Origin of the sequence: Paraburkholderia aspalathi (assembly GCF_900116445.1) — a bacterium.
In the GTDB taxonomy this organism is placed as follows: Bacteria; Pseudomonadota; Gammaproteobacteria; order Burkholderiales; family Burkholderiaceae; genus Paraburkholderia; species Paraburkholderia aspalathi.
In genome coordinates, this window is record NZ_FPBH01000002.1 from 475,475 (window position 1) to 493,223 (window position 17,749).

Consider the following 17,749-nt stretch of genomic DNA (forward strand, 5'->3'; position numbering starts at 1 on the left):
CTTACTCTAAATGCTCAACTCGTAAGGAGGTCAAACATCATGAGCATACAAAGTGTAAGTGGTTCACAAACCGGCACGAGCCTGCTTTCTGTCGGCGCCACTCGTCGCTCGGCCGGCGGCGGCGGCTGCGAAACGGGGTCGTCCTCCTCGTCTTCATCGACCAGTTCGACGGACTCGAATCCGCTGTTGTCGGCACTCGAGGCGGCGTTGTCGGCGCTTGGCATTGGCAGCACGGGCAGCACGTCGTCGACCACGGCTACTTCGGGCACGTCGAGTACGACGGCTTCTTCGAACTCGTCCACCACCGCAGCCTCTTCCACCTCCTCGGCGAGCGATTCGTCGTCAACGAGCACAATTTCCGGCGCGCTGCAGGCCTTTCTCGGTGCGTTGTTTCAGGCACTAGGATCGCTTCAGCAAACGGGCAACGGTGATAGCTCCACGTCTGATAGCACGAGCGGCTCGACGAGTTCGATCGCGAGTTCTTCCTATGGGGATATTGGCGGCGCGCTGAATGCGCTCGCCCAGGAGCTCGGGTCCAGCAGTACGACGAGCTCAGGTACCGCGTCCAGTACTTCGGATGCAAGCAGCGATTCTTCTTCGTCTTCTTCGCAGGCGTCGACGCTACAGACGGATTTTCAGTCTCTGTTGAGCTCACTCGGCGATAGCAACTCGGGCACGTCGTTGCAGTCGTTTGTGCAGACGCTCGCGGATAACCTCAAGGGACATTCGCATATGCAAACGGTTGGGAGCCTGGTGTCGACTACGGCTTAGGGTAACGAAATGACGGGTGGTCTTTCGGGTCCGCCCAAGTCGAGACCCTTTGCGCATTAGAGGAACGGCGAAATGTTCTCCATCGCGCGCGTCACGTAGACCTCCTTCTCCCCCACCGGCGCCACATAGTGAATCGCGCTACGTGCAGCCTCGACACCTTCCAGACGCGCGATGAACCAGGCTGCCAGATACTGTGACGACAGACACCCGCCGGCTGTCGCGACGTTTCCCTTCGCCACGAACGGCTGATTGAGCACGGCCACACCCGCCTCCTCGACCCAAGGTTTGGTGGTCAGGTCCGTGCAGGCCGGAACGTCGTCCAGCAGGCCCAGCCTGGCAAGTATCAGCGTTCCCGAGCATTGCGCGCCCAGCAACTGGCGCGTCGGGTCGAACTTCAGTTGCGACATCAACGCGCCATCAGCGACGACATCCCGGGTCAGCCTCCCACTCCCCACCAGCACTGCGTCCGCGTCGCATGCGTCCTTCAGCGATGCTTGTGCCTCGATCATCACACCGTTCATCGAACGAACCTTGTCCGTCGGACTGGCGATCGAAACGCGCCAGCCCGGCCGCTTGACCCGGTTGAGAATGCCGAGCGCGATCAGCGAGTCGAGTTCGTTGAAACCTTCAAAGGTCAGGATAGCGATGTGCATGGGGGCCTCGTGCGAGTGGAGACGTTGTATTGCGCCATCGTAGAACCGATAATCAATACATTCAAATAATTGTCATGGATACGCTCAGGCATGCCTCAGCCCCGTTACAAGCAACTGGTTGACCGTCTCGCGGCCGATATCCGCGCGGGGCGGCTGCGTCCCGGCACGCGGCTGCCAACGCACCGCGATCTCGCGGCTCGAGAAGGACTGGCGCTGGTCACGGCCACGCGCGTCTACGCCGAGCTGCAAGCGATGGGCCTGGTAAGCGGCGAAACCGGTCGCGGCACGTTCGTCAAGGAGGCGCTCCCGCGCGGTCAAGGTATTGATCTGCAAGCCTGGAGCGCTGACACAGTGGATCTGAGTTTCAACAATCCCTCGTTGCCGGATCAGGGAGACCTTCTGCGCGCGGCGTTGCGCCAGCTCGCCGCTGCAGGCGACCTGGAGACGCTGCTTCGATACCAGCCTCATGGCGGGCGAGAGCACGAGCGGGCGACCGTGGCGCGCCACCTGACCAGTCGGGGACTGGCGGTACCGGCTGAAACCGTATTGCTCGTGAGCGGCGCACAGCACGGGCTGACAACAATCGCCATGGCCCTGCTCGAGCCCGGCGACGTGGTGGCCGTAGATGCCTTGACGTACCCGGGATTCAAGCTCGCCGCCGAGGTCAACCGGCTGGAACTCGCCCCCATTCCTACCGCCGGGAACGGCCCGGATCTGGATGCATTGGCGGCACTATGCAAGCGGCGGCGAGTACGCGCCGTGTACGCGATGCCGACGCTCCATAACCCGCTCGGCTGGGTGATGAGCGCAACGCGGCGTCGCGAGCTGGTCGCCATCGCCCGGCAGCATGGACTGATGCTCATCGAGGACGCCGCCTACGCGTTCCTGGCGGAAGGCGCCCCGCCGCCTTTGGCAGCGCTTGCTCCAGAGACGACAGTCTATGTATCGAGCTTGTCGAAGAGTGTCGCGACCGGGCTGCGCGTCGGCTTCGTCTGTGCCCCGCGCGAATGGGTTCCAAGGCTCGAACGGGCCATCCGAGCGACGACCTGGAACACCCCCGCGACCATGACGGCTATCGCCTGCGGCTGGATCGAGGACGGCACCGTAGCCAGGCTTGAGGCCGACAAACGGCGGGATGCCGCACAGCGCCAAAGCATTGCCGCTGAAGTCCTGCGCGGGCTGAAACGGATCAGCCATCCCGCGTCGTACTTCGTCTGGCTTCCTCTGTCGCAGGAGGTTCGGGCAGACGCGATCGCAATGGCGTTGATGCGCGAACACATCTCCGTGTCGACGGCCCATCCGTTCGCGACGTCAGCGCATGTGCCTCATGCCATCCGGTTGGCGCTCGGCTCCGTCAGCCTGTCCACGTTAAAGCAGTCACTGGAGACGGTGGCTCGTGTCGTTGCCGACCAGACCTACTGATGCACGGATGCGGCGGTGCAATCCGACAGACAGGAGTCGCTGGTCAAAGAGCTTAACGATCGATATAAAGGAGAACGTGTAAATGGAGGCAGTAGCATTGAGAACGGCTAATAGGCGGCGTCAATCATGAATCCAGAAATCGTGCCGGCGCAAACCGCGCTTGTCGTCATGCATTATCAGACTGACATTCTCGGGCTCTTTCCATCGGTCGCGCCGGTCTTGCTCGCTAATACGCGCAAGCTATGCGATGCGGCGCGGGCCAAAGGCGTCAGCGTCTATTTCGCCAACCTCCGGTTCAGTCCGGGTTATCCGGAAGTCAGCCCATTGAACAAGAATGGGCAGGGAATCAAGCAACTCGGCTTATTCGTCGACGACCGGCCTTCGCCAGAGTTAGGCCAGCAGGCCAGTGAACCCGTCATCATCACGCATCGCGCCAGCGTGTTCTTCGGCACCGGTCTGCAGGCACGACTTCTCGCACAAGGTGTCGATACGCTGATTATGGTCGGCATTGCATCGACCGGTGTCGTGCTGTCGTCGGTGGCATATGCGAGCGACGCGGACTTCCGCCTGTACACGGTCAAGGATTGCTGTTACGACCCGGATCAGGTGGTACATGAACACCTGTTCTCTACCGCATTCGATTCGCGCACCACGGTGCTGTCGCTTGCGGATGCGTTACTGCTGCTCGCCTAGACGTTCGACGTCCGCGCCGGCTTCAACCGTGCTCGATGCCAAGCAGCCGCGCGTCCAGCCGACGCGCTAACGCCGCCCCGCCTTCGCGCATCACTGCATCGTGATTCCATTGGAAAACCGGTCGCAACAACGGTGCCAATGCGTTCATCCATGCGCGGGTGGTACGCACGCGCCAGTCATATCGGACCACGGTCAGGTTGCGTCCGTCGGTTGAAAAGCTCCACCGGCCGGCGCCTTCGACGTCGCCGCTGGCCTCCCCCTCCAGCGCGACCAACGGGTCGACGCGCGTTACTCGCATGTCGAACACGAGGCGATAGGGCAGCCGGCCTTTCCACGTATAGCGTTGTACGACGCCCACGCCCTGATCTGAACCGGCCTCCAGCTGATCCACGCGCTCAACGTTGTTCCACCACTCGGGCCAGCGCGCCGAATCCTGGATTGCCGCCCAAACTTCCTGCACTGGCGCATCGATGCGCCAAATGGTGGAAAAGCGGTATTCGGCCGTCCGCAAGTTATTGAAGACGCGGCAGGCGCACCGCGAACGCGGTTTCTGCCTCGTCGGAGCGTGCCTCGATCTCGCCGCCATGGGCCTTGGCAATCTCGCGCGCGATATACAGTCCGAGCCCCAGGTTGCCGTCGGCGTTATATGAGTCTTCATGATGCAGGCCGCGCTGGAGCGGGTCGAAGATCCGATGCAGCGTCGTTTCATCGATGACAGGTCCCCGGTTCCTCACCTCGAAACGTACGTTCCGCTCTTCGCCGATCACGACCACTCGCACGGGCGCGTCCGGCGCGCCGTATTTGATTGCATTCAACACAAGGTTGCCGAGCAACTGCTGCAGACGGCGGCCGTCCCAAACACCCCGGCAGTCCCCTTCCACTTCCAGATCGATCTGACGGTCCGGGTGCGCTGCCCGCAACGTGTCGAGTTCGTCGGCAAGCAGTTTCTCCAGGTCGGCATCAGTCGGCGCGATATTGATCCCTAAACCCAGCCTGGTTCGATTGAAATCAAGCATATCGTTCAGAAGCGCCTGCATGCGGGCGCCGCTTCTGATCAAACGGGATGCCGCTACGGATACCTGCTCCCCGGCGTTCAATGCCGCCAGATATTGGGCCGTCATCAGGATGGTCTGAAGTGGGCTGCGCATGTCGTGCCCGAGCATGCCAAGCAAAAGATTGCGAGCCTGATCGACTTGGGCGCTGAAATACCCGACCGATTCGGCAAGCGCCTGATCGATGGCCTCGTTGAACCGGATCACATCATCCGGATGTGGCGCTTCGGGCTGGCATTCGTCCATCCAGAGACGCAGGACGCTCGCGCGCAAGGCGCGATACTCAGCAGCCAACTGGTTAATGTCGAACCCGCCTCGCGCCCGCAGAAGGGCGTGCGTCTGCGCACCTGTCTCTGGCGCCCCGATCAGTATGGGGGCCCGCCCCATCGACTTTTCGGCTTGCGCTTCCCGGGTCTGGGCCGTCGACAGATCCTTCGCGACGGCTTGCAGAATCTGTTGCGCGTGGTCTCGCAGGGCGAGCGATTTCATGTCCACGGCTGCCGGCAACAGCGTGGCGGCGAACGTCTCCCACTGCACCAGAATCGTTTCCATGTCGCGCAGGATGAAGTCAGCCAATCGCATGTTTGCCCTCAAAGAAGCCGAAAGAGACAGTATGGCGCATCCGCTGAACTTATATTACGCACAAATAGCTGCTTTGACTCTATCAGGCCCCTAAACGCCCTGCAGACGGACGAGGAAGCCCTCAAGCGCCCGATTGAACGCGCCATTGTCCTCGATATGAGGTATATGCCCAATTCCCGGCAACACGTTCATGCGTGCGTCGGGCAACAGTCGTGACAGGCGCAATCCTTCGCTAACGGGCGTTACACCATCGGTCCTCCCCCAGATCACCTCGACCGGCATGCTCAGTGACGCGTAGTCCGGCGAGCGACTGCTTCTACTGAGCCCTGGATCATTGACGAATGCATCCAGCCAGTAGCCATACGCCTGCGTTGTCCCCGCCACAGAAAGCGGTCGCTGATAGACGGCAATCCGGTCAGCCGTCAGCGCGTCATGACGTGAGGTGAATTTCCGCAGAAACCACCCGGTGAGCCACGGATTGGTCGCCGTCGCGGCAATCACGGGCCGCGCCACGGCCGGTACCTCAATCAGGCTGCCGAGCAAGCCACGTTCGGCTGGCGGCGGATCGATAGCGAGCGCAACGTCCACCAATACCGCCGCTTTAAATCGCTTGGGTTCGGCCATCAATGCTTCGACCGTAGCCCGTCCTCCGAAAGAATGACCCACGAGAATTACCCGCGAAAGCTTCAGCGTGTCGAGCATCCCGAGAATACGCAAGGCCTGGTGGCCTGTGTCGTATGTGTTGTCCGCGGGCCGGCTGGTGTACCCAAACGGCGGCAGATCCAACGCGATGCAGTGATAGCCGGCTTGAGCGAGATAATCCATGGTCGGAAGCCATGTCGAGCTCCAGGCGCCCATGCCTGAAATGAAAACGATCGGCGGGCCACTAGCGGGACCACGCTCCTGTATCAGCATGTCCACGTCCGCGGCACGCACGAAGCGCGATCCGGCCGGCGCCGCGCTCCGCGCGATGTCCCGCTCGCGGCTATGGGCGATCAGATCCGCGCCGCCTAATACGGCAACCAGCGCGATGATCGGCACAACAACCAGTGCGACCGCGACTTTATAAAGTTTCATGGCGTTCAACGTATTCTTTTTATGCTTGATGGGTTCGGCGGCACACTTATTCTGGCCGATGGTTATGTACAGTTATGCTCAGCCAATTTTCTCAAGATTGAGATCGACCGATAATATCAAGTCCGCTTAAACTTGCGTTCCGAATGAAACGTTTTGATGGCTTCAGGAATCACCAATTGACTTCCGGGAATAGGCAAAAATAAAAAATGCTATTAACCACCCTCACCCCCGCTTTCTTTTTGAGCCGCGGTCGTATTACCCGCAGCGAATGGCTGACCCGAATCATCATTGCCGCATTCGTATGCGCCGCCTTCGGCAGTCTTGCCGGTTCCTGGTTTGGCGAGATCGGTGGGGCCGTCTTCGCGATCGTTTTTCTCTGGAGCGCGGTTGCGCTCTCCACCCAGCGCCTGCACGACACCGGACGGTGCGGATGGTCGTTGCTGACCGCCATCGTCCCGGTGTTCGGGCCGATCTGGGTACTGATCCACGTGCTGCGCCGCGGCGTCGATCACGAGAACCGCTTTGGCCCCGATCCGGCAACTCGCGCGGATTACCTCAAAGTCAACATCGGGGAGTGATGCAGATATGGCAACGGTCAACGACGTCACTCAGCTGAACCGGATTCCTGTATTTTCAATCGCTACGCCCACCTCCACGCAGGAAGTCGTCGAGGCGCTCACCCAGACCAATCTGCCGGTGTCGGTAGGCGGCGGCCACTTCAGCATGGGCGGACACACCGCGAGTCCGGGCACTCTGCATCTGGACATGCGCAAGATGAACCGTGTACTCCGGTTCGAGCCGCACACGTCGGTGATTCGTGTGCAAGCCGGTATCCGCTGGTGCGATATCCAGCGGTTTATCGATCCGCACGGTCTGTCGGTCAAAATCATGCAGACCTATGCGAACTTCACGGTGGGCGGCGCGCTGTCGGTGAACGCCCACGGACGATACATGGGATTGGGGCCGGTCCTGCTTTCGGTACGGGCGATTACGCTCGTGCTCGCCAACGGTGAAGTAGTCAACGCCACCCCCACTGAGAACAGCGTGTTGTTCAACGCGGCGATCGGCGGATATGGCGGCGTAGGCATCATCACGGAAGCGGAGCTCGACCTTGTGCCCAATACGCGGGTCAAGCGCAGCGACCGCAAGATGCGCACTGCCGACTACAAGGCATGGTTCGATACCACCGTGCGCAGCCATCAAGATGTGATCTTCCACAATTTCGATCTTTATCCGCCGCGCTACACACGCGGCAGGGCGATCAGCTGGACCGTCACCGATGAGCCGGCCACGTCAGCGCGATTGCAGCCGCTCAGCCGCGGCTTTCTTGCCGCGAAATACTTTCTATGGGCAATCACTGAAACGCCGCTCGGCAAGTTTCGTCGCGAGTATCTTTACGACCCGCTGCTGCATTTCGGCAAGAAGGTGCACTGGCGCAATTACGAAGCCGGTTACGACGTCGCGGAACTCGAGCCAGTCGGGCGACGCCAGCGCACGTATGTGCTGCAGGAGTACTTCGTGCCTGTAGACGCCGTCACGCGATTCGCCGAGGCGCTATCGGTGATTCTCTCGCGGCATCGGGTGAACGCGGTCAACATCTCGATCCGCCATGCGCTCGCCGACAACCGCACCGTCATGGCATGGGCGCGCGGCGAGACGTTTGCCTTCGTGCTCTACTACAAGCAGCGCACTCGTGAAAATGCCAAAGAACGCGTTGCGGTATGGACGCGCGAACTGATCGACGCCGTGCTCGCCGTGGGTGGCACCTACTATCTGCCCTACCAGTTGCACGCAACGCGCGAGCAGTTCCATCGTGCCTATCCGCGAGCGCGCGAGATGTTTGCGCTCAAGCGGGAGCTCGATCCGCAATACCGTCTGCGTGGCGCGCTGTGGGATAGATACTATGCGCCTGAGCGAAGCGCGCTCGACGCGACGCCTTCGTCGGCTGCTGCATTGCCAGACGCTTTACCTCCCGTTACGGCGGCACAAGAAGACAGCAACAGCAACGGCACTCTGTTCGCCACGATCTATCGTAACGAGCGCGAAGCCGATCGTTTCTATGCATTCCTGCAGAACATTTTCAACGTGCTGCCCGAAGACCGTTTGCATACATTGATCAAGACTTCGACAACCGAACACACGGGCGACGAACGTATCTACCGCGCGATCCAGGCGGGCATCAAACCGATCACGCCGCGCCTGGCGATGCTCACGCACGCGCTGCCGTCCCTGTCGATGCAGAAGGCTGAAATGGGCCGTCAAGCCGCCATGCTGCTGGGCGAGTCACCGTTGCAGGACTATGTCGAGATTGGCACGACAGGGCGCTACGTTCGGGCCATGAAGAAGTATCTGCGGCTCAAAGGCAAGGTGACCCTGGTTCATGACGTGCGACCGGGAATGAGCCCGGTCGATATTGTGGAGCGTGGGCAGATCGGCTCGATCGGCGAGTTCCAGCCGCTGAACGACTACGCGCCCATCGCGCTGCCTGCCGCTAGTGCGGACCTGGTGAGTTGCTTTGTCGGCTTGCACCACATGGCGCCCGCGAAGCTCGCGCCGTTTCTCGACTCGATTGCGAGAATCGTCCGCCCCGGTGGCTATTTCGTGGTCCGCGATCACGATGTCACGACGCCGACAATGGATGCATTCGTTTCACTTGCCCATACGGTGTTCAACGCGGGCCTCGGCGAAACGTGGGAGACCAACCGGTCGGAGTTGCGTCATTTCGCCAGCGTGGACGACTGGATCGCGCGCGTCGAAGCGGCAGGTTTTCGCCATACCGGCATGCGCCTGACCCAACAAGGCGATCCGTCGGACAACATCCTGATGGCGTTTGTGCGCCATGGAGAGGCGGCATGATGTGGCCGTTGCGCAAGGCGCTTCTTACCGTCACCACCACCATCGCCATCGGCGTCGCGCTCACATTCGCGATGCCGGTTGCGCATGCTGCAGCGTCCTCCGCGACGCCTGAGACACCAGGAGCCTCATACCAAAGCCCTGTGCCGACAGCGGATCGCCGCGGCACTGAGCAGACGCTGCTGACTTTTCCGGAGTGGTATCTCGTGCACAGCCCGGCGGAATACGCGCGAATCGTGCAACACGAACCGTCGCACGATTTTCCGTTTCTGGATCAGATCGGCCAACTCTGGTCGAGTTATGCGACCGTCACGCGTGAGCAGATGCATGACAACTATCCGCTCAATCCCGGTTACCACGTGATGATCTGGGTGATCGCATCGAGTACGACCGTGGAGTATGCGCTGCGCTCCCTCTACGAAAATACGGTGGGTCGTGCGAGCTGGCTGCTCGGCGGGAAAAAGCTGACCGATGAAGACCGCTATGGCGCCCAAGCGGCTCAGGAGTACGTGGACTTCATCCGTCAGGAGCCCTGGTACCTGTTCGATTTCGGCGCCCGCCTTCGCCATCTCTGGAGCGATGTCCCGATGTGGGGACCGGATCTCATACGCAAATGGGAACGCCGCTACGCGCTGACCACCGAATACGCGATCAAGGCCGTGTACGGAAAACTGATCGAGAAGGCGACGCGGGCCACCTACACACCGGCCCTGATGACGACTGACGTGGTCGTCGACCGCCTGCCCGACGGGTGGTCAGCGCCGGCTCACGTCAGCGTGCTTGCCCGTCTGCCGGACGGTCGGGCGTTGCTTGCGTTGCCGCGCTATTTCGACTTCAGGCTTGCGGCGACAGCGCTTGCGCAACAGGGCATTCATCTCACCGACATCGCCGGCAACATGTCAGTCATTCTGGTCACGGTGTGGGCGAAAGACGACGCCCCGTTGCCCGCCGGTAGCGGCCGCATATTGTTCGAACAGCCGCTGGCAATGCCGGCCCATACCCGACGCGTCGCGTTGTTGATGCCGGTTCGGGACCTATCCGATTTTCTGGCGGCAGCCGAAAAAAATGGCCTGGTAACGGAGCACGTGTACGACTATTGAATCGGCAGAGTGTGCGGAGCGTCTGCTGGAAGCGGGCAAGCCTGACCGACGCTCTATAGCGCACACGATGCAAAGCACCTTCTGTTAATCCGCCGTCCCTTGATAAGCGGCCTTCAGCGCTGCAGCGTCGAACTTCACCATTTTCATCATGGCCTGAGCGACACGCCCTGCCTTTACCGGATCGGGGTCAGCCATCATCCTGATGAGATCGCCTGGAACGATCTGCCATGAGACGCCAAAGCGGTCTTTCAGCCACCCGCACGCCTCAGGCGAACCGCCACCCTCAAGAAACGCATTCCAGTAGCGGTCGACTTCTGCCTGATCGGCACAGTCGACCATGAGGGATATCGCGTGGTTGAACGGATCGCCCCCGCTAGAGGTCATGGCAATGAAGGGCTGCCCAAAGAGAACAAATTCGACCATCTTCGTGGAACCGGCGGCCGGTACCGGTGTAACCCGATTGATGCGCGAGTCCGGAAAAATACTCGCATAGAAAGCAGCCGCCTCCTCAGCCTGATCGGAATACCAAAGAAATGGCGTGATCTTTTGAATCGTCATGGCAAATCTCCTGTCAGTGGTGGCTGAATGCGGAGTTAAGCCGCATGCTGCCATTGAGACGACGAAGGAAGACTATCAAAATCGACATGCCGGGAAGAAAAATATCACTTCTTACCCGCTGCGATTACAGCAACGGCAACGTCAGCCTGATGTGCTCCGCGAATACCGTAATCAGATGGGCAGGACGCTCCCGCTCGAACTTCAGCGTAATGCCAACGGTCGGCAGGGATGGAAGCGCCGGATCCCCATTGAGTATGCAGAGATCCGGGGGCACTGCCGTCTGTGTGATAACGGCAACGGCCTGCCCCGAGCGGACCAGGGCCGTCAGACCGGCAAGACTGCTGCTCGCATAGGCGATGCGGTAAGCCCTGCCCGCGCGTTGCAGCGCTTCACAGGCTGCAACATGGTCGAGCGTGTCAGGATCGGAAACCGCCAGCGGCAAGGGGTCGAAGTGCGCGGAATCCAGTCCCGGATAACCAACCCAGACCAGTGGTTCGCGGCGAATGATGTCGTCATTCGCCGCGTCGTCCGGCAGCGAGATCATCGCAAGGTCCAGCGCATGCATCTCCAGTTGTTCGAGCAATCGGGGGGTCGGGGCGCACATGACTTCCACCAGGGCATGCGGGTGCTGGCTCGAGAACTGGCGCAGCAAATGCGGCAGGAAAACCGCAGCGTAGTCATCCGGGCAGCCGAAGCGGATCGTCCCCGACAGCCCTTTACCGGACAGATCAGCCATCGCCTCGTCATGCAGCCGCAGGATGCGTTGGGCATGGATCAGCAGGCGTTCGCCGGGATTGGTCAGCACCACCCCTCGCCCCGTGCGCTGGAACAGCGGCTGATCGACGATTTCTTCGAGGCGCTTCATCTGCTGACTCAGCGCAGACTGGGTTCGGCCGATCCGGTTGGCCGCACGGCTAAGCGCCCGGACTTCGGCGATGACAGTGAACGAACGCAGCAGATCAATTTCCAGGGAAAGACTCAAGGTATAAGCCCCGCTTCTATCTTCGATAAGAACTATTCGATTCTATGAAAGCAGAGAGCCATCTAGACTGCAAGTTATTCTCGCCACCGACCCAGGAGAAGCAAGGTGTCCCTGAACAACGATGCAAATTTCTGGCGCAACGCCAGGCAGCACCTCATCCGCTACGGCGGCACCTTCGAGCCGATGATCATCGAGCGCGCCCAGGGCAGCTTCGTCTATGACGCGGACGGCCGCGCGATTCTGGATTTCACCTCGGGGCAGATGAGCGCGGTGCTTGGGCACAGCCATCCGGAAATCGTATCGGTCATCAACGAATACGCCGGCAAGCTCGACCATCTTTTCAGCGGGATGCTGTCTCGGCCGGTGGTCGATCTGGCGACCCGCCTGGCCGAGATCACGCCTGACGGGCTCGACCGGGCGCTGTTACTCAGTACGGGCGCGGAGTCGAACGAGGCTGCCATTCGCATGGCGAAGCTCGTCACCGGTAAATATGAAATCGTCGGTTTCGCGCAGTCGTGGCACGGCATGACAGGGAACGCGGCGTCCGCAACTTACAGCGCCGGTCGCAAGGGTGTCGGTCCGGCAGCCGTCGGCTCCTACGCGATCCCCGCCCCGTTCCCGTACCGGCCGCGTTTCGAGCGCAATGGCGAATATGATTACCTGGCGGAACTGGACTACGCTTTCGATCTCATCGATCGTCAGTCCAGTGGCAATCTCGCCGCCTTCATCGCGGAACCGATCCTCAGTTCCGGCGGCATCATCGAACTGCCGGTCGGCTACATGGCGGCACTGAAGCGCAAATGCGAGGAGCGCGGCATGCTGCTGATCCTCGATGAAGCGCAAACGGGTGTCGGGCGTACAGGCACGATGTTCGCCTGTCAGCGCGATGGCGTCACGCCCGACATTCTCACCTTGTCGAAGACGCTAGGCGCAGGTCTGCCGCTCGCGGCCGTTGTGACCTCCGCACAGATCGAGGAGCGGGCTCACGAGTTGGGTTACCTGTTCTATACGACCCATGTGTCCGATCCGCTTCCGGCCGCCGTCGGTCTGCGTGTGCTGGATGTGGTCGAGCGCGAGGGGCTGGTTGCGCGTGCGAACCTGATGGGCGAGCGACTCAAGCGCGGCCTGCTCGATCTGATGGAACGCTTCGAGTGCATCGGCGATATTCGCGGACGCGGGCTGCTTCTGGGGATGGAGATCGTCAAGGACCGCCGCACGAAGGAACCGGCGGATGGACTCGGCGCGAAGATCACCCGCGAGTGTATGAACCTGGGCCTCAGCATGAACATCGTGCAGTTGCCAGGCATGGGTGGTGTCTTCCGGATCGCGCCTCCGTTGACCGTCTTGGAGAGTGAGATCGATCTGGGTTTGGATCTGCTTGGGCAGGCGATTGAGCGCTCGCTGTAGTCACATGTGTTGACACGCGTTCCAATTGCAAAGAAACTTGACCCCATGCTGACGCTAAACCTCTTCTCCTTCGCGTTTCAATGCCACATGGCAGTCCGTTCGGGCATGCCATCGGAGGCCAACGCGCGTTAGATAAGCAGGAACGCAGCTCAAAGGCCTCGCCGACAATACGGTTGAGGCCTTTTTTGTTTGTGGCGTCTCCGTGATCGGCATCACCAGCGGAGATGAACATGGACGAAAGAAGCCCAAAGTTGGCCCCATCCGGCTTGCCTGCAATCGACGATTGCAGCAAAGACCGCGTGGCAAGTACTGCGATCTACCCAACCCGGGGCCCTATGTCGGCAACGCGTTGGGAAACGACCGGCGAATGGCACGATAGCGGATGCGATGCACGTATTCGCTTCGCCCGGATGTTGTACCCATACGAGTACTGGAATCTTCCGATGCAGGAAGGCCACTTCGGCCGGCCGGTCATTTCGATGATTTCAGAGGATGACCCGCCGACAACGACAGGGCCACCGTTCCTCGACATTCTTGCGACTGTGGGCCGTTTGTGGCGGCTGGCGACTCGCAGGGCACACGCCATCGGGAGAGCCACCTCTGCGCTCTTCGGCAAGCAGTCGCAGGATTGACTAACGTGTTGACGTTCCGCGCGACAGTGCTGCGCTGTCGCGCGGAACCTCATCCGCAAAGCTCAGTTGCCGTTTGATCCCTCGAACTCAACGATCTCGATCCAGTTCGCGCCCTTACCCACAGGGTACTGTCCAATCAAAGCCAGCGCGCCGGAGTCGCGATCAATGCGGTAAGCGCTCATGTTTGACGACAGCTGTCCGACTGCAAGCAGATACTTGCCCGACGGATCGATATTGAATCCGCGCGGCTGCTTTTCTGTCTGGTACGTGCCGATGCGCGTCAATTCACCTGATTTCGCGCTCACCCGATAAACAGCTAGCGTGTTGGACGTCCGTTCAGAGGCGTACAGGAAACGCCCGTCTGGTGTGACGTGCACATCCGCACCCCAAGGCTTGTCGCCGGAAAAATTGGGCGGCAGGATGGAAATGGTCTGAATGGGTTTGACTTTGTCATGCGTGCCATCGAAGGCGAGCACATGCAGTTTGCCATCGAGCTCATCGATCAGATAGACAAAACGATGATCCGGCGAGAACACAAAGTGACGCGGCCCCGACTTCGGAGGCAACGAATAGGCGGGCGCGGCGTCTTCGGTCAACTGACCGTTCGACGCATCGAATTTCAGACGCAACCAAGCATCCGAGCCGAGTACCGATGCGAAGACATAACGATTGTCGGGCGCATTGCGGATGGCGTGAGCCATTGGGCCGGTTTTGACGGTTTGCTGGACATCACCCGCCACGCCATCTGCGGCGATACGGTTCACCGCCAGAAGGTTGCCGCCATACGACGCGGAAAAGAGGTAGCGGCCGCTCGCATCCGTCGAAACGTAGGCCATGCTCTCCGCAAGCGGCGCCCTGCCCAGTTCGATCAACCGGCCGTCGAGCGGATTGACCGCGAAGCTCACCACGCTATACGGCTTGGAGCGTAACCCGGCATAGAGCCGGAGATGGTCCGGCGAAAGCGCCATCGGCATGACGGTGCCACCAACCGGTACTGTCTCGACTGCGGCGAGTGAGCCGCTCGATTTGTCGAGGCTGAAGACAGAGATGTCCTGGCTGTCCGCATTCGATACGTAGGCATACGTAGCAGCCTGCGATACGCCCGATCCCAAAGCACCCGCAAACAGAACTGCTGCGACCAGGGTGGCCCTAACGCTCATCGTGACACTCCGTTGAAATGGTTGAATATGAACATCCAGCATCGGCCGCCTCAGTCTTTTCGAAAAAATTTCGGCGGCCGATGGCAACGCATTGCCGCCCCGGCACATGCGCGACCAATGCTTTTACTGGATATGGATGCGGGTCAAGCCCGATTGAGGCGGAATGCGGAAACAGCATCCGTCATCGCTTGCGCCTGCTGCTCAAGTGCGCTCGCGGCGGCGGCGGCCTCCTCGACTAGCGCGGCGTTCTGCTGCGTTACCCGGTCCATCTGGCTGACGGCCTGCCCGACCTGCTCGATGCCGGAGCTCTGCTCAACTGTCGCTGAGGTAATCTCGGCCATGATGGTGGCAACGCCTTGCACCGCGCCAACAATCTCACCCATGGTCTGCCCGGCCTGAACAACGAGTTCATTGCCATCGCGGATATCGTTGACGGACGCGGCGATCAGCGTTTTGATCTCCTGTGCCGCGGCAGCGCTGCGCTGCGCGAGCGTGCGCACCTCGCCGGCGACAACCGCAAAACCGCGGCCCTGCTCCCCTGCTCGCGCGGATTCGACCGCCGCGTTCAAGGCCAGAATGTTGGTTTGAAATGCGATGCTGTTGATCATCCCCGTGATCTCGGCAATCTTGTTCGAACTGGCCGTGATTGCCGTCATCGTTTGCACAGCCTGCTGCACGACGTTGCCACCGCGCTGCGCAACGTCCGCCGCGTTGGCGGCGAGCTTGCTCGCCTGGCGGGCATGGTCGGCGTTCTGTTTGACAGTCGAGGTCAGCTCTTCCATGCTGGCCGCCGTTTCTTCGAGCGATGCAGACTGCTGCTCGGTTCTACTCGACAAATCGAGGTTACCAGCAGCGATCTCACGCGCACCACCGTGGATGGCTTCACAGTTCACGCGCACATTCGACACTGTCTTCGCGAGGCCCGTCTGCATCTGCGACATCGCTGTAAACAGCTGCCCCAGCTCGCTCCTGCCGCCTTCCGGAATCGATACGGTCAGGTCGCTTCCTGCGATACGGTTGAGCAACTCAGAGGCAACCTGCAGCGGACGGACCACGATCTTGCGCAAAGCGAAATGCGCGGCGACGATCAATGCAAGGGCCAGCGCCACGCCCGCCGCCACCATCGTGACGACCCATGTGTATTCACGATCACCTTGCGCGGCGGAATCCTGGGCAAGTGCTTCAGCGAGCTTCTGGAACTTCTCGACATTGGCCGAATAGGCGATGCCGGCCTGCGTGATGTCTTTGTCGTTGATCGATACGTATGCATTTGTATCGCCCCGCTGCAAGGCGTCGAACGCAGCATGCAGAATCGTGGCCAACGTATTGGAGGAATCGAAAAGTTTTTGCTTCAGCTCGTCGTCCTGGCCCGCAAATTTATCGGCATCACGAAACATCTTGGTTTCGCGGTCCGCACGCTCCAACGTCGTGGCGGCACTTTTGAGCGCCGAGTCGCGGGTCGCTTCGTCATTGCGCTCTTTCAATGCGGAATACGCACGCGTCAGCGCGGCGCGGGTGCGTGTGGAGTCTTTATAGGCATCGTTGACCAGCACTTCCTGACTGGCGATATCGTGCAGACGCCGAGCGTTGTCGTTAGAACGGCCAAGCGCCAGCACCCCCACTACGCCGCCGATCAGAATCATGCCCGCGAAAAGCACGAGAACGGCAAGGAGACTGTTTCTTATTGTGAGATTACGCATGCCTACCGATCCAGTTAACCATTGTTCGTTTGTTTACGACATAAACAACGCAAAACCTGAGCCGTCGATCTCGCAAGATTGCCGTACAGACCGCTGCGCCGCGTGACGTCGTGCGGATCCATTTCGAGATACGTCATCATACAAGATGAATTGACCCTTTGTAGAAATTCTTTAATGCGTATTCACCCAAATTTTCCCCTTTCGCTAAATTTCAATTCCTTTCAGCGCGATAGCAGCCGAGATCCAATTTATAAGACGTCATATATCTGTCAGGCCTCCCGCGATCACCGATATCGCAAACGAAGCGACGCGCCCACGCACTCATTATCTTTACAGCCAAGACGCCGAAGCTGGTTGCACTGCTCAGCGCAGTCTGACGAACATTGACCGTCATCGACATTGCGTCGCCCAGCAAACTGCGTCGAAATGTTATATGATGATCATCATGAAAACGCCATCAATCAATCGCAAGGCTGCCAGCCGCAAAGAAATCACGCACGAGCGCATCGTCGAAGTTGCCGCGCGCGCGATCCGGCGCAGCGGGTACGACGGCACAGGCGTGGCCGACATCATGAAGGAGGCTGGCCTTACTCATGGTGGCTTCTACGCCCACTTCCCATCGCGCGAGGTGCTGCTTGCCGAAGCGGCTGACCGCGCCGGTGCTGAAGCCGTTGCCCTGTCGGAACATATCGCCGCCTCGGTCCCGCCAGAGGATGCATTGCCGTCGATGGTGCGCGCCTATCTGTCGAAGGAGCATTGCGAAGACATAGAGAATGGCTGCCCGGTCTCCGCCCTTGGTTCCGAGATGCCGCGCCAGGCGCCGGTCGTGCGGCGCGCAGCCACCCGCCGCATCAAGGAGATGATCGATGTCATTGCGCGCCAGTTGCCCGATTGGGGTCAGCCGGGCGCGCACGAGCAGGCGCTTGTCACGGCGGCCACCATGGTTGGCACCATGGTGCTGGCGCGCGCCGTCGACGACCCGAAGCTGTCGGAAGATTTTCTTGAAGCCGCATTGAAAAAACTCACGCCGACTGACGCGTAAATCCACCGGCCCGGTGTCGGTTTTTGTTGGATCGAAAATATGATTAACATCATATTTTAGCAAGA

Annotated in this window: 17 protein-coding genes; 9 read left to right on the top strand and 8 right to left on the bottom strand. The window is 60.3% G+C overall.

Annotation, left to right across the window (positions count from 1 at the left end):
- The first annotated feature begins 39 nt into the window (after window positions 1-39).
- Window positions 40-771 (top strand): hypothetical protein, encoded by a 732-nt coding sequence (locus tag BM438_RS44640; protein WP_143131648.1) that lies wholly within the window; start codon window positions 40-42, stop codon window positions 769-771.
- Between the two features lie 56 nt (window positions 772-827).
- Here BM438_RS44640 and BM438_RS04790 read toward each other — a convergent pair whose 3' ends face one another.
- Window positions 828-1,424 carry a DJ-1/PfpI family protein gene (locus BM438_RS04790; protein ID WP_093633154.1) on the bottom strand — a complete coding sequence of 199 codons (597 nt, stop codon included), beginning with the start codon at window positions 1,422-1,424 and terminating at the stop codon, window positions 828-830.
- A 90-nt stretch (window positions 1,425-1,514) separates the two neighbouring features.
- Between BM438_RS04790 and BM438_RS04795 the strand changes: the two genes are divergently transcribed.
- Entirely contained in the window at window positions 1,515-2,846 is a 1,332-nt protein-coding gene (locus tag BM438_RS04795; protein WP_093633155.1) for an aminotransferase-like domain-containing protein, read from the top strand.
- Window positions 2,847-2,972: 126 nt separating this feature from the next.
- Entirely contained in the window at window positions 2,973-3,539 is a 567-nt protein-coding gene (locus tag BM438_RS04800) for a cysteine hydrolase family protein (protein ID WP_093633156.1), read from the top strand.
- 22 nt (window positions 3,540-3,561) lie between these two features.
- Here BM438_RS04800 and BM438_RS04805 read toward each other — a convergent pair whose 3' ends face one another.
- The 3 genes from BM438_RS04805 to BM438_RS04815 all read right to left on the bottom strand — a co-directional run bounded on the left by BM438_RS04805 (window position 3,562) and on the right by BM438_RS04815 (window position 6,250).
- A complete protein-coding gene (locus tag BM438_RS04805; RefSeq protein ID WP_093633157.1) occupies window positions 3,562-4,050 on the bottom strand; it encodes an SRPBCC family protein in 489 nt (162 codons plus the stop codon).
- Between the two features lies 1 nt (window position 4,051).
- On the bottom strand, window positions 4,052-5,173 hold the full coding sequence (locus BM438_RS04810) for a sensor histidine kinase (protein ID WP_093633158.1): 1,122 nt from the start codon (window positions 5,171-5,173) through the stop codon (window positions 4,052-4,054).
- Between the two features lie 90 nt (window positions 5,174-5,263).
- A complete protein-coding gene (locus BM438_RS04815) occupies window positions 5,264-6,250 on the bottom strand; it encodes an alpha/beta fold hydrolase (protein ID WP_093633159.1) in 987 nt (328 codons plus the stop codon).
- Between the two features lie 206 nt (window positions 6,251-6,456).
- Here BM438_RS04815 and BM438_RS04820 point away from each other — a divergent pair, with 206 nt between their 5' ends.
- The 3 genes from BM438_RS04820 to BM438_RS04830 are packed head-to-tail and all read left to right on the top strand — an operon-like array spanning window position 6,457 to window position 10,203.
- Window positions 6,457-6,828 carry a DUF805 domain-containing protein gene (locus BM438_RS04820; protein WP_093633160.1) on the top strand — a complete coding sequence of 124 codons (372 nt, stop codon included), beginning with the start codon at window positions 6,457-6,459 and terminating at the stop codon, window positions 6,826-6,828.
- A 7-nt stretch (window positions 6,829-6,835) separates the two neighbouring features.
- The gene (locus BM438_RS04825) at window positions 6,836-9,106 is read left to right on the top strand and encodes an FAD-binding protein (RefSeq protein WP_093633161.1); all 2,271 of its coding nucleotides are present in this window, start codon (window positions 6,836-6,838) and stop codon (window positions 9,104-9,106) included.
- On the top strand, window positions 9,103-10,203 hold the full coding sequence (locus BM438_RS04830) for a hypothetical protein (RefSeq protein ID WP_244179247.1): 1,101 nt from the start codon (window positions 9,103-9,105) through the stop codon (window positions 10,201-10,203). Before BM438_RS04825 ends, BM438_RS04830 begins: the two co-directional genes overlap by 4 nt.
- A gap of 84 nt (window positions 10,204-10,287) precedes the next feature.
- Here BM438_RS04830 and BM438_RS04835 read toward each other — a convergent pair whose 3' ends face one another.
- Both BM438_RS04835 and BM438_RS04840 read right to left on the bottom strand, forming a co-directional pair.
- Window positions 10,288-10,761: a VOC family protein gene (locus tag BM438_RS04835; RefSeq protein WP_093633162.1), complete on the bottom strand. Its 474-nt coding sequence runs from the start codon at window positions 10,759-10,761 to the stop codon at window positions 10,288-10,290.
- A 124-nt stretch (window positions 10,762-10,885) separates the two neighbouring features.
- Entirely contained in the window at window positions 10,886-11,770 is an 885-nt protein-coding gene (locus BM438_RS04840; RefSeq protein WP_208620608.1) for a LysR family transcriptional regulator, read from the bottom strand.
- Window positions 11,771-11,848: 78 nt separating this feature from the next.
- On the opposite strand from BM438_RS04840, the gene BM438_RS04845 reads away from it, so the two are divergent.
- Together BM438_RS04845 and BM438_RS44645 are read left to right on the top strand one after the other, a co-directional pair.
- On the top strand, window positions 11,849-13,150 hold the full coding sequence (locus BM438_RS04845; protein WP_093633164.1) for an aspartate aminotransferase family protein: 1,302 nt from the start codon (window positions 11,849-11,851) through the stop codon (window positions 13,148-13,150).
- A gap of 230 nt (window positions 13,151-13,380) precedes the next feature.
- Window positions 13,381-13,782: a hypothetical protein gene (locus BM438_RS44645; RefSeq protein WP_143131649.1), complete on the top strand. Its 402-nt coding sequence runs from the start codon at window positions 13,381-13,383 to the stop codon at window positions 13,780-13,782.
- Window positions 13,783-13,844: 62 nt separating this feature from the next.
- Here the strand turns inward: BM438_RS44645 and BM438_RS04855 are convergent, their stop codons facing one another.
- A complete protein-coding gene (locus BM438_RS04855) occupies window positions 13,845-14,942 on the bottom strand; it encodes a lactonase family protein (RefSeq protein WP_093633166.1) in 1,098 nt (365 codons plus the stop codon).
- 143 nt (window positions 14,943-15,085) lie between these two features.
- The gene (locus BM438_RS04860) at window positions 15,086-16,642 is read right to left on the bottom strand and encodes a methyl-accepting chemotaxis protein (RefSeq protein WP_093633167.1); all 1,557 of its coding nucleotides are present in this window, start codon (window positions 16,640-16,642) and stop codon (window positions 15,086-15,088) included.
- A 433-nt stretch (window positions 16,643-17,075) separates the two neighbouring features.
- On the opposite strand from BM438_RS04860, the gene BM438_RS04865 reads away from it, so the two are divergent.
- Window positions 17,076-17,684, top strand: coding sequence for a TetR/AcrR family transcriptional regulator (locus BM438_RS04865; RefSeq protein ID WP_093633168.1), 609 nt, complete (start codon window positions 17,076-17,078; stop codon window positions 17,682-17,684).
- Window positions 17,685-17,749 lie beyond the last annotated feature (65 nt).

Coding starts and splice junctions, on each gene's coding strand:
- BM438_RS04865 (WP_093633168.1), top strand. CDS start 17,076: ATGATGATCATCATGAAAACGCCATCAATCAATCGCAAGGCTGCCAGC.
- BM438_RS04820 (WP_093633160.1), top strand. CDS start 6,457: ATGCTATTAACCACCCTCACCCCCGCTTTCTTTTTGAGCCGCGGTCGT.
- BM438_RS04815 (WP_093633159.1), bottom strand. CDS start 6,250: ATGAAACTTTATAAAGTCGCGGTCGCACTGGTTGTTGTGCCGATCATC.
- BM438_RS04825 (WP_093633161.1), top strand. CDS start 6,836: ATGGCAACGGTCAACGACGTCACTCAGCTGAACCGGATTCCTGTATTT.
- BM438_RS44640 (WP_143131648.1), top strand. CDS start 40: ATGAGCATACAAAGTGTAAGTGGTTCACAAACCGGCACGAGCCTGCTT.
- BM438_RS04830 (WP_244179247.1), top strand. CDS start 9,103: ATGATGTGGCCGTTGCGCAAGGCGCTTCTTACCGTCACCACCACCATC.
- BM438_RS04835 (WP_093633162.1), bottom strand. CDS start 10,761: ATGACGATTCAAAAGATCACGCCATTTCTTTGGTATTCCGATCAGGCT.
- BM438_RS04790 (WP_093633154.1), bottom strand. CDS start 1,424: ATGCACATCGCTATCCTGACCTTTGAAGGTTTCAACGAACTCGACTCG.
- BM438_RS04810 (WP_093633158.1), bottom strand. CDS start 5,173: ATGCGATTGGCTGACTTCATCCTGCGCGACATGGAAACGATTCTGGTG.
- BM438_RS04860 (WP_093633167.1), bottom strand. CDS start 16,642: ATGCGTAATCTCACAATAAGAAACAGTCTCCTTGCCGTTCTCGTGCTT.
- BM438_RS44645 (WP_143131649.1), top strand. CDS start 13,381: ATGGACGAAAGAAGCCCAAAGTTGGCCCCATCCGGCTTGCCTGCAATC.
- BM438_RS04800 (WP_093633156.1), top strand. CDS start 2,973: ATGAATCCAGAAATCGTGCCGGCGCAAACCGCGCTTGTCGTCATGCAT.
- BM438_RS04855 (WP_093633166.1), bottom strand. CDS start 14,942: ATGAGCGTTAGGGCCACCCTGGTCGCAGCAGTTCTGTTTGCGGGTGCT.
- BM438_RS04795 (WP_093633155.1), top strand. CDS start 1,515: ATGCCTCAGCCCCGTTACAAGCAACTGGTTGACCGTCTCGCGGCCGAT.